The organism is Cedecea sp. FDAARGOS_727 (genome assembly GCF_012273235.1).
Taxonomy (GTDB): domain Bacteria; phylum Pseudomonadota; class Gammaproteobacteria; order Enterobacterales; family Enterobacteriaceae; genus Cedecea; species Cedecea davisae.
Genome location: NZ_CP050966.1, coordinates 3,199,670 through 3,213,437 on the forward strand (window position 1 = coordinate 3,199,670; position 13,768 = coordinate 3,213,437).

General features: G+C 55.7%; 14 protein-coding genes. 13 read left to right on the plus strand and 1 reads right to left on the minus strand.

The features are described 5' to 3' along the window. Window positions 1–10 precede the first annotated feature (10 nt). From FOC35_RS15190 to hisP, 12 genes are all read left to right on the plus strand, one after another. A complete protein-coding gene (locus tag FOC35_RS15190) occupies window positions 11–670 on the plus strand; it encodes a DedA family protein (protein ID WP_016537485.1) in 660 nt (219 codons plus the stop codon). A gap of 138 nt (window positions 671–808) precedes the next feature. Next, the gene (accD, locus tag FOC35_RS15195; RefSeq protein ID WP_039898511.1) at window positions 809–1,729 is read left to right on the plus strand and encodes an acetyl-CoA carboxylase, carboxyltransferase subunit beta; all 921 of its coding nucleotides are present in this window, start codon (window positions 809–811) and stop codon (window positions 1,727–1,729) included. Window positions 1,730–1,793: 64 nt separating this feature from the next. Continuing rightward, window positions 1,794–3,062 (plus strand): bifunctional tetrahydrofolate synthase/dihydrofolate synthase, encoded by a 1,269-nt coding sequence (gene folC / locus FOC35_RS15200; RefSeq protein WP_172569357.1) that lies wholly within the window; start codon window positions 1,794–1,796, stop codon window positions 3,060–3,062. Then, on the plus strand, window positions 3,052–3,762 hold the full coding sequence (gene dedD, locus FOC35_RS15205) for a cell division protein DedD (RefSeq protein ID WP_172569358.1): 711 nt from the start codon (window positions 3,052–3,054) through the stop codon (window positions 3,760–3,762). The genes folC and dedD overlap by 11 nt, the downstream gene beginning before the upstream one ends. Window positions 3,763–4,053: 291 nt before the next feature. After that, complete coding sequence (gene cvpA / locus FOC35_RS15210) at window positions 4,054–4,539, plus strand: colicin V production protein (RefSeq protein ID WP_016537481.1); 486 nt, start codon at window positions 4,054–4,056, stop codon at window positions 4,537–4,539. Between the two features lie 37 nt (window positions 4,540–4,576). Then, on the plus strand, window positions 4,577–6,094 hold the full coding sequence (purF, locus tag FOC35_RS15215) for an amidophosphoribosyltransferase (protein WP_016537480.1): 1,518 nt from the start codon (window positions 4,577–4,579) through the stop codon (window positions 6,092–6,094). A gap of 107 nt (window positions 6,095–6,201) precedes the next feature. Continuing rightward, a complete protein-coding gene (locus FOC35_RS15220) occupies window positions 6,202–6,771 on the plus strand; it encodes a UbiX family flavin prenyltransferase (protein WP_172569359.1) in 570 nt (189 codons plus the stop codon). A gap of 290 nt (window positions 6,772–7,061) precedes the next feature. Continuing rightward, complete coding sequence (gene argT, locus FOC35_RS15225; protein ID WP_016537478.1) at window positions 7,062–7,844, plus strand: lysine/arginine/ornithine ABC transporter substrate-binding protein ArgT; 783 nt, start codon at window positions 7,062–7,064, stop codon at window positions 7,842–7,844. A 192-nt stretch (window positions 7,845–8,036) separates the two neighbouring features. Continuing rightward, a complete protein-coding gene (hisJ, locus tag FOC35_RS15230; protein WP_172569360.1) occupies window positions 8,037–8,819 on the plus strand; it encodes a histidine ABC transporter substrate-binding protein HisJ in 783 nt (260 codons plus the stop codon). 73 nt (window positions 8,820–8,892) lie between these two features. Then, window positions 8,893–9,579: a histidine ABC transporter permease HisQ gene (locus FOC35_RS15235; protein WP_016537476.1), complete on the plus strand. Its 687-nt coding sequence runs from the start codon at window positions 8,893–8,895 to the stop codon at window positions 9,577–9,579. Beyond that, complete coding sequence (locus FOC35_RS15240) at window positions 9,576–10,289, plus strand: ABC transporter permease (RefSeq protein WP_172569361.1); 714 nt, start codon at window positions 9,576–9,578, stop codon at window positions 10,287–10,289. Before FOC35_RS15235 ends, FOC35_RS15240 begins: the two co-directional genes overlap by 4 nt. Window positions 10,290–10,299: 10 nt before the next feature. Further along, on the plus strand, window positions 10,300–11,073 hold the full coding sequence (hisP, locus tag FOC35_RS15245) for a histidine ABC transporter ATP-binding protein HisP (protein ID WP_172569362.1): 774 nt from the start codon (window positions 10,300–10,302) through the stop codon (window positions 11,071–11,073). Window positions 11,074–11,220: 147 nt separating this feature from the next. On the opposite strand, the gene FOC35_RS15250 is transcribed toward hisP, so the two are convergent. Beyond that, a complete protein-coding gene (locus FOC35_RS15250) occupies window positions 11,221–12,171 on the minus strand; it encodes a sugar-binding transcriptional regulator (protein ID WP_172569363.1) in 951 nt (316 codons plus the stop codon). Between the two features lie 194 nt (window positions 12,172–12,365). On the opposite strand from FOC35_RS15250, the gene dalD reads away from it, so the two are divergent. After that, a complete protein-coding gene (gene dalD / locus FOC35_RS15255) occupies window positions 12,366–13,760 on the plus strand; it encodes a D-arabinitol 4-dehydrogenase (RefSeq protein ID WP_172569364.1) in 1,395 nt (464 codons plus the stop codon). Window positions 13,761–13,768 lie beyond the last annotated feature (8 nt).

The following is a 13,768-nucleotide window of genomic DNA, read 5'->3' on the forward strand; positions in this document are numbered from 1 at the left end:
GGATACTTTGATGGATTTCATCCGCTTTATCATTGACTTCATTTTGCACATCGACGTGCATCTGGCCGAGCTGGTGCGGGATTATGGCGTCTGGGTTTATGCCATTTTATTCCTGATCTTGTTCTGCGAAACTGGCCTGGTGGTCACGCCGTTCCTGCCGGGTGATTCGCTGCTGTTTGTGGCCGGAGCGCTGGCCTCGCTGGAAACCAACGACCTGAACGTGCATTACATGGTCATTTTGATGGTGATTGCCGCCATCATCGGCGACGCGGTGAACTACACTATCGGGCGGCTATTTGGCGATAAGTTGTTCAGCAACCCGAATTCGAAGATCTTCCGCCGCAGTTATCTTGATAAAACTCACGCTTTTTACGAGCGTCACGGCGGAAAAACGATTATCCTCGCGCGCTTCGTGCCGATTGTGCGAACCTTCGCACCGTTTGTCGCAGGGATGGGGCGTATGTCCTATCGCCATTTTGCGATTTATAACGTTGTCGGCGCGCTGCTGTGGGTGTTGCTGTTTACCTATGCGGGCTACCTGTTTGGTAATCTGCCGGTAGTACAGGAAAACCTGAAGCTGCTGATTGTGGCAATTATCCTGGTGTCGATTCTGCCCGGCGTGGTGGAAGTCATCCGCCACAAACGCGCTGCGGCGCGGCAGTCGAAATAATACGCGGCAGCGGTTCGACCACTTTTTTATCCAAAGTCGCGGGCCGTTGTGTTTTAATGAGCACCATTTATGGTCTGGGGCAGGAATATCTGCCGCAGAAAAACTGGCATCGACCAGGTTCAAGCAGAAAGGTCATCAATGAGCTGGATTGAACGAATTCTCAATAAGAGCAATATTACTCCCACCCGCAAGGCGAGCATCCCTGAAGGGGTGTGGACCAAGTGCGATAGCTGCGGCCAGGTCCTGTACCGCGCCGAGCTGGAACGCAACCTTGGCGTTTGCCCTAAGTGCGACCACCACATGCGTATGGCAGCGCGCGATCGCCTGCACAGCCTGTTAGACGAAGGCTCCATGGTGGAACTGGGTAGTGAGCTTGAGCCAAAAGATGTGCTGAAGTTCCGTGACTCCAAAAAATACAAAGATCGTCTGGCCTCCGCGCAGAAAGAGACCGGTGAGAAAGACGCTCTGGTGGTAATGAAAGGTACGCTGCACGGCCAGCCTGTTGTGGCTGCGGCCTTCGAGTTCGCCTTTATGGGCGGCTCTATGGGTTCCGTGGTTGGCGCTCGCTTCGTGCGTGCCGTTGAACAGGCGCTGGAAGACAACTGCCCGATGATTTGCTTCTCCGCCTCCGGCGGCGCGCGTATGCAGGAAGCGCTGATGTCGCTGATGCAGATGGCGAAAACCAGCGCAGCGCTGGCTAAGATGCAGGAACGCGGTCTGCCGTACATTTCCGTGCTGACCGACCCAACTATGGGCGGGGTTTCCGCGAGCTTTGCGATGCTGGGCGACCTGAACATCGCCGAGCCGAAGGCGCTGATCGGCTTTGCCGGCCCGCGTGTTATCGAGCAGACCGTTCGTGAAAAACTGCCGCCGGGCTTCCAGCGCAGCGAGTTCCTGATCGAGAAAGGGGCGATCGACATGATCGTTCGTCGCCCGGAACTGCGCCTGAAGCTGGCAAGCGTGCTGGCTAAGTTTATGAATCAACCGGCACCAAATCCGGAAGCACCGGGCGAGCCAATTGTGGTTCCGCCAGCTCCGGAACAGGGTCAAGAGGCCTGATTCGCAACTAAGGGCAGGCCAGCAGGCTCTGCCCTTTTCTTTATGTGCATGTTAAGTGGGCATCATGGAAAAAGACCTTATTCCTCAAGCCACGTCGCCCCTGGCAACGTGGCTTTGCTATCTTGAAAACCTTCACTCCACCACTATCGATATGGGCCTTGAGCGCATCAGCAAAGTTGCTGCTACGCTGGACGTGCTCAAACCCGCGCCGACGGTCTTTACGGTAGCCGGGACCAACGGCAAGGGAACGACTTGCCGCACCCTTGAAACTACGCTGATGGCCGATGGCTACCGGGTTGGCGTTTATAGTTCTCCTCACCTGGTGCGTTATACAGAACGCGTTCGCATTCAGGGCGAAGAGCTGCCGGAAGCGCTGCATACCGCCTCCTTTGCGGAAATTGAGGCCGCGCGCGGTGATATTTCCTTAACCTATTTCGAATACGGAACGCTGTCCGCATTGCTATTGTTTAAGCAGCAGGCGGTGGACGTGGTTATTCTCGAAGTTGGCCTTGGCGGCCGCCTCGATGCGACTAATATTGTTGATTCTGACGTTGCCGTGGTGACCAGCATCGCGCTGGATCACACCGACTGGCTGGGCCCGGATCGCGAAAGCATTGGCCGTGAAAAAGCCGGCGTCTTCCGCACCGGAAACCCGGCGGTGGTTGGCGAGCCTGATATGCCGCACACTATTGCCGATGTGGCGCAAGAGAAAGGCGCGGTATTGCTGCGCCGTGGCGTAGACTGGGATTATGAAGTTAACGCAAACGGCTGGTCGTTCCGTGATGCTCAGGGCGAGTTAACTCATTTACCGCTGCCGCTGGTGCCGCAGCCTAATGCGGCGACCGCGCTGGCCGCGCTGCGGGCAAGCAAGCTAAACGTGAGCGAAAAAGCTATTCGCTACGGCATTGAGCACGCCACGCTGCCGGGCCGGTTCCAGATAGTCTCGCAGGCACCGCGTGTGATTCTCGATGTGGCACACAATCCGCATGCGGCGGCTTACCTTGCCGGGCGTCTGGCGGCCTTGCCGAAACAGGGGCGAGTGCTGGCGGTGATTGGCATGCTGCATGATAAAGATATCGCCGGAACGCTCGCCTGTTTGTCGCCTCAGGTGGATAGCTGGTATTGTGCTCCGCTGGAGGGGCCTCGCGGCGCAAGCGCCGGGCAGCTTATTGAGCACCTCGGCCACGGCAAAACCTTTGCAAGCGTTGCGGATGCCTGGCACGCGGCGATGGCGGAAGCTACGGCAGAAGATACCGTGCTGGTGTGTGGTTCGTTCCACACGGTGGCCCATGTAATGGAAGTACTGGACGCGGGGAGAGCAGGTGGCGAGTAAGTTTCAAAACCGATTAGTCGGAACCATTATTCTGGTGGCGCTGGGCGTGATTGTGCTGCCGGGGCTGCTGGACGGGCAGAAAAAACACTATCAGGACGAGTTTGCGGCCATTCCTCTGGTGCCAAAACCAGGGGACAGCGACGAGCCGGATATGCTGCCGGGTGCCAGCCAGGCGCTGCCTTCTCAGCCGCCTGAGGGGGCTGCTGAAGAGGTGAGGGCGGGAACCGCCGCGCCGCCGGGGCTGAATAACGGCACTATCCCCAATGACGGTTCTGCCGGTATAGATGAAGTGCCTGTTACCCGCGAGCAGCCTAAGCCGGTGCAGGAAAAACCAAAACCAAAGCCGGTTGAAAAACCTCAGACTAAGCCTGCTACCACAGACCAGACGGAACAACGCCTGGCGATGACCGCCGAGCAGCCTCCAAAAGCAGAAAAACCGGCCGAGAAAGCCCCGACCGGTCAGGCGTATGTTGTGCAGCTTGGCGCGCTGAAAAATGCCGACAAAGTTAATGAAATTGTTGGTAAGCTGCGCGGTGCCGGGTTCAAGGTTTACACGTCGCCAGGGACGCCGGTGCAGGGGAAAATTACCCGCATTCTGGTGGGCCCGGATGCTTCTAAAGACAAGCTTAAATCGTCGCTTGGCGAGCTTAATTCGCTCTCTGGTTTGAACGGCGTGGTGATGAATTACTCGCCACGGTAGCGATGTGTGACCCTCACCCCGACCCTCTCCCTGGAAGGGAGAGGGGAAAAGGCTATAGAGACCCCCGCTCCTTTATGGGAAGGGGAAGGTCGCCACCATACTATCCCCTCTCCCCTATGGGGAGAGGGTTAGGGTGAGGGGAAAAAAGGGCAAATTTTAATGGCGTTGATGCTTTTTTCAGCGCCATTATTTATTTACGCGGGGGAAGGAAATCCCTACGCAAACGTTTTCTTTTTCTGTTAGAATGCGCCCCGAACTGGACGTCAGGGCGATTTATCACGAGATTTTTTCATGGTCTGGATAGATTACGCCATCATTGCGGTTATCGGTTTTTCTTGTCTGGTAAGCGTAATTCGTGGGTTTGTGAAGGAAGCTTTATCGCTTGTGACCTGGGGATGTGCATTCTTTGTCGCCAGTCATTACTACACTTATCTGTCAGTCTGGTTCACTGGCTTTGAAGACGAACTGGTACGCAATGGGATAGCTATCGCGGTGCTGTTTATCGCGACGCTTATCGTCGGTGCAATAGTCAATTATGTGATTAGCGCGCTGGTACAAAAAACCGGCCTGTCGGGTACAGACAGGGTGTTGGGGATCTGCTTTGGCGCACTTCGTGGCGTACTGATAGTCTCCGCCATTCTGTTCTTCCTGGATACCTTTACCGGTTTTTCAAAAAGCGATGACTGGCATAAGTCGCAGCTTATCCCGCAATTCAGTTTCATCATCAGATGGTTCTTTGACTATCTGCAAAGCTCGTCAAGTTTCTTGCCCCGTTAATCGTAGCGGGGTTGTGGCTTAATGAGGAAAAGACAACATGTGCGGTATTGTCGGAATCGCCGGTTTTATGCCGGTCAACCAGTCGATTTATGATGCGTTAACGGTGCTTCAGCACCGTGGCCAGGATGCCGCAGGCATCGTCACCATCGACGCTTTAAATTGCTTCCGTCTGCGTAAAGCGAATGGCCTGGTGAGCGATGTGTTTGAAGCCCGCCACATGCAGCGCCTGCAGGGCAATATGGGGATTGGGCACGTTCGTTACCCAACCGCCGGCAGTTCCAGCGCTTCTGAAGCTCAGCCTTTCTACGTTAACTCTCCTTACGGCATTACGCTGGCGCATAATGGTAACCTGACCAATGCCCACGAACTGCGTAAGAAGCTGTTCGAAGAAAAACGCCGCCACATCAACACCACCTCAGACTCTGAAATCCTGCTCAATATCTTTGCCAGCGAGCTGGATAACTTCCGCCACTACCCGCTGGAAGCAGACAACATTTTTGCCGCCATCGCCGCCACTAACCGCCAGATCCGCGGCGCTTACGCCTGCGTGGCGATGATTATTGGCCACGGCATGGTTGCCTTCCGTGATCCTAACGGCATTCGCCCGCTGGTTATCGGCAAGCGTGATTTGGGCGACGGACGCACCGAATACATGGTGGCTTCCGAAAGCGTGGCGCTGGACACCCTCGGCTTTGAGTTCCTGCGCGACATCGCGCCGGGCGAAGCGGTGTACATTACCGAAAAAGGCCAGCTGTTCACCCGCCAGTGCGCGGATAACCCGGTCAGCAACCCATGCCTGTTCGAATACGTTTACTTTGCGCGCCCGGACTCGTTTATCGACAAGATTTCCGTCTACAGCGCTCGCGTTGAGATGGGCAAAAAGCTTGGCGAAAAAATTGCCCGCGAGTGGGAAGACCTGGATATCGACGTGGTTATCCCGATCCCGGAAACTTCCTGCGATATCGCGCTGGAAATCGCTCGTATTCTTGATAAGCCGTACCGCCAGGGGTTTGTGAAAAACCGCTACGTTGGCCGTACCTTTATCATGCCGGGCCAGCAGTTGCGCCGTAAGTCCGTGCGCCGTAAACTGAATGCCAACCGCGCCGAGTTCCGCGACAAGAACGTGCTGCTGGTGGATGACTCCATCGTGCGCGGCACCACTTCCGAGCAGATTATTGAGATGGCGCGCGAAGCCGGAGCCAAAAAGGTTTACCTCGCTTCCGCCGCACCTGAAATTCGTTTCCCGAACGTTTACGGCATCGATATGCCGAGCGCCAACGAGCTGATTGCTCACGGCCGCGAAGTGGATGAGATCCGCCAGATAATCGGCGCTGACGGCCTGATTTTCCAGGATCTCGACGATCTGATTGAAGCCGTTCGTGTTGAAAACCCGGACATCGCCCAGTTTGAATGCTCGGTGTTTAACGGTATTTACGTCACCAAAGACGTGGATCATAAATACCTCGAGTATCTCGAATCTCTGCGTAACGACGACTCCAAAGCGCTGGCTCGTCAAAACGAAGTGGAAAACCTAGAGATGCACAACGAAGGCTGATTTTCCTCCTGCCTTACGCCCTCGCCCTTACCGGGTGAGGGCCATCCCTTGCATCGCACCTCATCTTACGGCAAAGTCAGCCCAGATATTCTTGACGGGCAAATTCAATGAAACGACTAATTGTCGGTATTTCCGGGGCCAGCGGAGCCGTTTACGGCGTGCGTCTGCTGCAAATTCTGCAACAGCTGCCGGAAGTAGAAAGCCACCTGGTGATGAGCAATGCCGCACGCCAGACGCTGGCGCTGGAAACGGACTATTCCCTGCGTGACGTTCAGGCGCTGGCGGATGTGGTCCACGACGCCCGCGATATTGCCGCCAGCATCTCCTCCGGCTCGTTTAAGACCATGGGGATGGCGGTACTGCCTTGCTCAATCAAAACGCTTTCCGGCATTGTACACAGCTATACCGACGGGCTGCTGACCCGCGCGGCGGACGTAGTGTTAAAAGAGCGCCGCCCGCTGGTGCTTTGCATTCGCGAAACGCCGCTGCACCTTGGCCACCTGCGCCTGATGGCCCAGGCCGCCGAGCTTGGCGCGGTGATTATGCCTCCGGTTCCGGCGTTTTATCACCGCCCGCAGACGATACAGGACATCGTCGACCAGACGGTGAACCGGGTGCTGGATCAGTTCGACCTTGAGCTGCCGGAAGACCTGTTTAGCCGCTGGAACGGTGCATAGCCTGCACTGCGGCAGTGCATCACAAAATGATTGCCTCATTCTGGGGCAATTCTGTAACGCCGATCGCTTTTAGAAGATTTAATCCGCTAAATACCCTTTCCCCTCTATTCCGGCTCCTCAGACCTGCTATCTTTCAAGCTAGCAGCAGAGTTGCAACGTTTTGTTAACATAACGCAGCCGCTTTTTTCCACGCAGGGAAAAGTGGCATGAGAACTGCAACTCTCAGTTTGCCAACGCATTACCACACAACAAGACATCACAAATAAGAAAGCCAAACTTGAGGGTATCGTATGAAGAAGTCGGTTCTTGCTCTTTCTTTACTGCTCGGTCTGTCCAGCGCAGCCAGCGTTTTTGCAGCGATTCCGCAAAACGTCCGTATCGGTACCGATGCGACCTACGCCCCGTTCTCTTCGAAGGACGCGAAAGGGGACTTCGTCGGGTTTGATATCGATCTCGGCAACGAGCTTTGCAAGCGCATTCAGACCAAATGCACCTGGGTAGGTAGCGACTTCGACTCGCTTATCCCGTCGCTGAAGGCCAAGAAAATTGACGCCATCATCTCTTCGCTGTCGATTACCGAAAAGCGCCAGCAGGAGATTCTGTTCTCCGACAAACTGTACGCCGCTGACTCTCGCCTGATTGCCGGCAAAGGCTCCCCGATTGTTCCGACTATCGATTCGCTCAAAGGCAAGCACGTTGGCGTGCTGCAGGGTTCAATCCAGGAAACCTATGGCAACGCCGAATGGCGTCCAAAAGGGGTGGATGTGGTGGCTTATGCCAACCAGGATCTGATCTACTCCGACCTGGCTGCAGGCCGCCTGGACGCTGCATTCCAGGATGAGGTCGCCGCCAGCGAAGGCTTCCTGAAACAGCCTGCCGGGAAGGAGTTCGCGTTTGCCGGCCCTTCGGTGAAAGATAAGAAATACTTTGGCGACGGAACGGGCATCGGCCTGCGTAAAGATGACACCGAGCTGAAGGCCGCGTTTGACAAAGCGCTGGGCGAAATGCGTAAAGACGGGACTTACGACAAACTGGCGAAAAAGTACTTCGACTTTAATGTTTACGGCGAATAAGTTTATCCCTTAGTCTGTAGCCCGGTTTTGAATATATTCTTAACCGGGCAGGATAACTATGCAGGGTGCGGTCCCGTTCCGACCGCACCTTTATGGTGCGAAAACGTTGTCTTCGCAGCGCTATGCGTGAGTTTTCCTTGTCAACGTAGTGGGTGTGAGCCTTAAGTAACGGACAGTCTATTGAGGATAATTATGAAAAAGCTGGTTTTGTCTCTTTCTCTGGTGCTGGCGTTTTCCAGCGCAACCGCAGCGTTCGCCGCTATTCCAAAAAATCTGAGGATTGGCACCGATCCTACCTATGCGCCGTTTGAGTCTAAAAATGCCCAGGGGCAGCTGATCGGTTTTGATATTGACCTGGCCAAAGAGCTTTGCAAGCGCCTTGAGACCCAATGTACCTTTGTTGAAAACCCATTAGATGCGCTGATCCCGTCGCTGAAAGCGAAGAAGATCGACGCCATCATGTCTTCCCTGTCGATTACCGAAAAGCGCCAGCAGGAAATCGCCTTCACCGACAAGCTGTACGCCGCCGACTCGCGCCTGGTTGTTGCCAAAGGCTCGCCGATTCAGCCAACCCTGGAGTCGCTTAAAGGTAAACGCGTTGGCGTGCTGCAGGGCACCACTCAGGAAACCTACGGCAACGAACACTGGGCGCCTAAAGGCATCGAGATTGTCTCTTACCAGGGGCAGGACTCTATTTATGCTGACCTGGCTGCCGGGCGTATCGACGCCGCATTCCAGGATGAAGTTGCCGCCAGCGAAGGCTTCCTGAAGCAGCCGGTTGGCAAAGACTACCAGTTTGGCGGCCCGTCGATTAAAGACGACAAGCTGTTTGGCGTTGGCACCGGCATGGGGCTGCGCAAAGAAGATAACGAACTGCGCGTGGCGATGAATAAAGCCTTCGCCCAGATGCGTGAAGACGGCACGTACGACAAGTTAGCGAAGAAATACTTCGACTTTAATGTGTATGGTGATTAACCGTTACCGGTGATAAAGGCCCCGCGTCAGACGGGGCCAGTAAGCAGCAAACACTGACGACAGGATACGCACCATGTTGTATGGCTTTTCTGAAGTAATTTTTAAAGGGGCGTTGGTCACGCTTGAGCTGGCGCTCGCCTCGGTTGTGCTTTCGGTGCTTATCGGGCTTGCCGGAGCAGGGGCAAAACTCTCCAAAAACCGCCCGCTGGCGATGCTGTTCGAAGGCTATACCACGCTTATTCGCGGGGTGCCGGACCTGGTGCTGATGCTGCTGATTTTCTACGGGCTGCAAATGGTGCTCAACAGCATTACCGACGCTCTCGGGGTGGCCCAGTTCGACATCGATCCGATGATCGCCGGTATTATTACCCTCGGTTTTATCTACGGCGCATATTTTACCGAAACCTTCCGCGGCGCGTTTCTTGCCGTTCCTAAAGGGCATATTGAAGCCGCTACCGCATTTGGTTTTACCGGCTCTCAAACCTTCCGCCGCATTTTATTCCCGGCCATGATGCGTTATGCGCTACCGGGGATCGGCAATAACTGGCAGGTTATCCTCAAGGCGACCGCGCTGGTTTCGCTGCTCGGCCTTGAAGACGTGGTGAAGGCTACCCAGCTGGCGGGGAAAAGTACCTGGCAGCCGTTCTACTTCGCCATCGTGGCCGGGATTATCTACCTGGTGTTTACTACGGTTTCAAACGGGGTACTGCTCTGGCTTGAACGCCGCTATTCCGTTGGCGTGAAGAGGGCGGAGCTATGATTGATATCATCCATGATTACTGGCAGTCGCTGCTGTGGACCGATGGCTACCGTTTTACCGGCGTGGCAATTACCCTGTGGCTGCTGATCATCTCTGTGGTGATGGGCGGTATTCTGGCGCTGTTCCTCGCCATCGGGCGCGTATCCAGCAACAAATTTGTCGCGTTTCCTATCTGGCTGTTTACCTATATTTTTCGCGGCACGCCGCTCTACGTGCAGCTGCTGGTGTTTTACTCCGGCATGTACACCCTGGAAGTCGTTAAAGGCACCGAACTGCTGAACGCGTTCTTCCGCAGCGGCCTCAACTGCACCGTGCTGGCGCTTACGCTGAATACCTGCGCCTACACTACGGAAATTTTTGCCGGGGCGATTCGTTCGGTTCCGCATGGTGATATTGAAGCGGCGCGCGCCTATGGCTTCTCGCGCGTGAAAATGTACCGCTGTATTATCCTGCCTTCCGCGCTGCGTATTGCGCTGCCCGCGTACAGCAACGAAGTTATTCTGATGCTGCACTCTACGGCTCTGGCGTTTACCGCCACGGTGCCGGACCTGCTGAAGATTGCCCGGGATATCAACTCCGCTACTTATCAGCCGTTCACCGCGTTTGGCATTGCCGCGGTGCTGTATCTGATTATTTCCTATGTGCTGATTAGCCTGTTCCGCAAGGCGGAAAAACGCTGGCTACAGCATGTTAAACCCGCTTCGCACTGAGTGACTTCTGATGGCTGAAATTAAATTAAACGTAACGGATCTGCACAAACGCTACGGCGAACATGAAGTGCTGAAAGGGGTGTCACTCAAGGCCAACGCCGGAGATGTTATCAGCATCATCGGCTCTTCCGGCTCGGGTAAAAGTACCTTCTTGCGCTGTATTAACTTTCTTGAAAAACCGAGCGAAGGCACGATTGTGGTCAGCAACCAGAATATCAATCTGGTGCGGGATAAAGACGGCCAGCTCAAGGTGGCCGATAAAAACCAGCTGCGCCTGCTGCGCACCCGGCTGACGATGGTGTTCCAGCACTTCAACCTGTGGAGCCACATGACGGTGCTGGAAAACGTGATGGAAGCGCCGATTCAGGTGCTGGGCCTCAGCAAGCAGGAGGCGAAAGAGCGGGCGATTAAATATCTGGCAAAAGTCGGCATCGACGAACGTCAGCATATTAAATACCCGGTGCATCTGTCCGGCGGCCAGCAGCAGCGTGTTTCTATTGCCCGAGCGCTGGCGATGGAGCCGGAAGTGCTGCTGTTTGACGAGCCTACCTCTGCGCTGGACCCGGAGCTGGTGGGCGAAGTGTTACGCATCATGCAGAAGCTGGCCGAAGAGGGTAAAACCATGGTCGTTGTAACCCATGAGATGGACTTTGCCCGCCACGTTTCCAGCCACGTTATTTTCCTGCATCAGGGGCGCATTGAGGAAGAAGGGCCGCCGGGGGAGCTGTTCGCTAGTCCGAAAAGCGCTCGCCTTCAGCAGTTCCTTTCTGGTTCGTTGAAATAGCCCCTCACCCTAACCCTCTCCCAAAGGAGAGGGAACTCATGATTTGCTCGTGTTTCCTCCTTCTCCCCCGGGAGAGGGAACTCATGATTTGCTCGTGTTTCCCCCTCTCCCTCCGGGAGAGGGCCGGGGTGAGGGTAAATAGAGACTTTACTCTTCTCCCAGAAGCCGTACCGCCGTACTCTCATCCGTCACCAGGCCAGAAACCCAGCGGCCGGTGAGCGCGGCTTTAATCGCGCCAAATTTCTTTTCTCCGCCGGAAAAGGCGATTATCTTGCGCGGGTTATCGCTTTGCAGCGGCACGCTGGTCAACAGCCCGTCCAGTTCGCTGTAAACACGCTCGCCCTTGTGGTCGAAGAAGTGGCCGAGCATTTCGCCCGCCACGCCCCGGGCATGCAGCATCCTGACCTGCTCGTCGGTAATAAAACCTTCGGCGTTTAGAGGGCAGCCAATATCGACTTCGCCAATACCCAGAAACGCCACGTTAGCCCCCAGCGCCCGGTCGGCTACGCGCTGGTAAACGCGGTGACGGCACCACATTTCGCGGTCTTCTTCATCGTCTGCATACAGAGGAGCGGGAATGAAGAAATATTTCCCCTGCATTTTCTCCGCCATTTTCAGCGGCATGTCGTAGCGCGTTCCCGAATCGTCGCGGGCTATCGCGCCAATCATCGATACGCAGTGGTGCTGAGGACGTTCAACCCAGGGCAGAACGTCGATAATCGAGCGTAGCGTTTTGCCGGAGCCAATGCCGAATACCTGCGGCTGCTCTTCGGCGATAAACTGCGACATCACCTCCGCACCCTCTACCGCCAGCATCTGCTGGATGGCTTCATTGTCCAGCCCCTCCGAGGGGACGATGCGGCAAATCTCAAGCCCAAAGCGCTCCCGCACCTGCTGCGCCAGCTTCAGGCAGCGGGCAACCGGGTGGGCAATCTTGACCGTCACCATTCCCTGCTCGCGCGCTGAAGACACCAGACGCTGTGCGACCTGGCGCGAAATCCCCAGTTCGCGGGCAATATCCTGCTGTGTCATCCCCGCCACGTAATACATCCAGGCGACGCGCGCGGCCTGCTCTTGTTTTTTCTCTTCTCTGCTCATTCCGGCACCTCGTTAATCTCTGGAACGCATTCTACCCTCAGGGTCCTGCATTGGTCATTGGGCAAAAGTCATTTTTATGGGCAAATGTTGCAGCTGTGAGTTTGATCTCAGAAAGCTCGGCCTCGACGCAACTAGACTATAACAAACGAGCAAATGCCCTTGATAATGACAAATGTTTAATTATGAGGTGGAAGATGACGACGAAATCGGTATGGATGCATATTGGCGCAGGTTCTTTCCATCGTGCGCATCAGGCGTGGTATCTCAACGAGCTGCTGAAGCAGGGCGACGAAAGCTGGAGTATTTCGCTCGGCAATATTCGCAACGATGCCAACGAGCTGCTGGCACAGCTTGCGGCGCAGGGCGGCGAATATGTACTGGAAACGGTGACTCCGGAAGGCGTGCGGGCTTACGAAAAAATTTCCTCTATCCGCAAAGTCCTGCCGTGGGATAAAGAGATCTCTGCCCTGGTTGAAGAGGGTGCCAGGGCATCAACCCGCGTGATTGCATTTACCGTTACCGAGGCCGGTTATTACCTGACCCCGCAGCATGAACTGGACGTTAACCAATCGGATGTTAAGGGTGACCTGGCGGGCGGGATTTCCACGCTGTACGGCGCGCTAAGCCGTATCCTTCACCGGCGTATGAGCGAAGGCGGCGAGCCGGTTACCCTGCTGAATTGCGATAACCTTCGGCACAATGGTGAGCGCTTCCGCCACGGCTTCCTGTCGTTTCTGAAGGCGAAGGGCGACCATGCGCTCTTTGATTGGGTTAGCACCCATACCGTGTCGCCAAATACCATGGTGGACCGCATTACCCCGCGCCCGACTGCCGACATCGCGCCGCGCGTGAAGGCCGCCACCGGTTTTGACGATAAAGTGCCGGTGATGGGAGAGTCTTTTATCCAGTGGGTTATTGAGGATGATTTTATTCATGGCCGCCCGGCGCTGGAAAAGGTTGGCGTCGAAATGGTGGATTCGGTGCTGCCGTACGAAGAGGCAAAAATCCGCATTCTCAACGCCAGCCACAGCTGCATCGCCTGGGCGGGAACGCTTACCGGCCTGAACTACATTGATGAAAGCACCGTCCAGCAGCCGATTAAGCAGATGGCCTGGGATTATGTCACCGAAGACGTGATCCCTTCGCTGTCGCCATGCCCGCTGGATCTCGAACAATATCGCGACGTGGTGCTGGCCCGCTTTAGCAATCCGTATATCAAGGATACCAACCAGCGCGTTGCCGCTGACGGGCTGTCTAAAATCCCCGGTTTTATCACCCCGACGCTGGTTGAGTGTTATCAGCGGGGCCAGCAGCCTGCGGCCACCGCCGTGCTGCCCGCGCTGTTCTTCTTGTTCCTGCAACGCTGGGCGCAGGGAAGCCTTCCTTATCCCTATCAGGACGGCGTAATGCGGGAAGAGGCCGTTCGCGCGCTGTTTGCTTCCTCCTCGCCGCTGGAAGCCTTCGTCAACGACGAGACGCTGTTTGCCGGGCTTTCCCGCTCAGACGATTTCCATCAGCTAATGCAGCGCACGGTTGCCCGGCTGGAAAGCTGGATTAAAGCACCGCAGCAGCCGCTGGCCGCGGTTTAAGGAGGCGC

Coding starts and splice junctions, on each gene's coding strand:
- accD (WP_039898511.1), top strand. CDS start 809: ATGAGCTGGATTGAACGAATTCTCAATAAGAGCAATATTACTCCCACC.
- FOC35_RS15220 (WP_172569359.1), top strand. CDS start 6,202: ATGAAACGACTAATTGTCGGTATTTCCGGGGCCAGCGGAGCCGTTTAC.
- FOC35_RS15250 (WP_172569363.1), bottom strand. CDS start 12,171: ATGAGCAGAGAAGAGAAAAAACAAGAGCAGGCCGCGCGCGTCGCCTGG.
- FOC35_RS15240 (WP_172569361.1), top strand. CDS start 9,576: ATGATTGATATCATCCATGATTACTGGCAGTCGCTGCTGTGGACCGAT.
- purF (WP_016537480.1), top strand. CDS start 4,577: ATGTGCGGTATTGTCGGAATCGCCGGTTTTATGCCGGTCAACCAGTCG.
- dalD (WP_172569364.1), top strand. CDS start 12,366: ATGACGACGAAATCGGTATGGATGCATATTGGCGCAGGTTCTTTCCAT.
- cvpA (WP_016537481.1), top strand. CDS start 4,054: ATGGTCTGGATAGATTACGCCATCATTGCGGTTATCGGTTTTTCTTGT.
- hisP (WP_172569362.1), top strand. CDS start 10,300: ATGGCTGAAATTAAATTAAACGTAACGGATCTGCACAAACGCTACGGC.
- hisJ (WP_172569360.1), top strand. CDS start 8,037: ATGAAAAAGCTGGTTTTGTCTCTTTCTCTGGTGCTGGCGTTTTCCAGC.
- argT (WP_016537478.1), top strand. CDS start 7,062: ATGAAGAAGTCGGTTCTTGCTCTTTCTTTACTGCTCGGTCTGTCCAGC.
- folC (WP_172569357.1), top strand. CDS start 1,794: ATGGAAAAAGACCTTATTCCTCAAGCCACGTCGCCCCTGGCAACGTGG.
- FOC35_RS15235 (WP_016537476.1), top strand. CDS start 8,893: ATGTTGTATGGCTTTTCTGAAGTAATTTTTAAAGGGGCGTTGGTCACG.
- FOC35_RS15190 (WP_016537485.1), top strand. CDS start 11: ATGGATTTCATCCGCTTTATCATTGACTTCATTTTGCACATCGACGTG.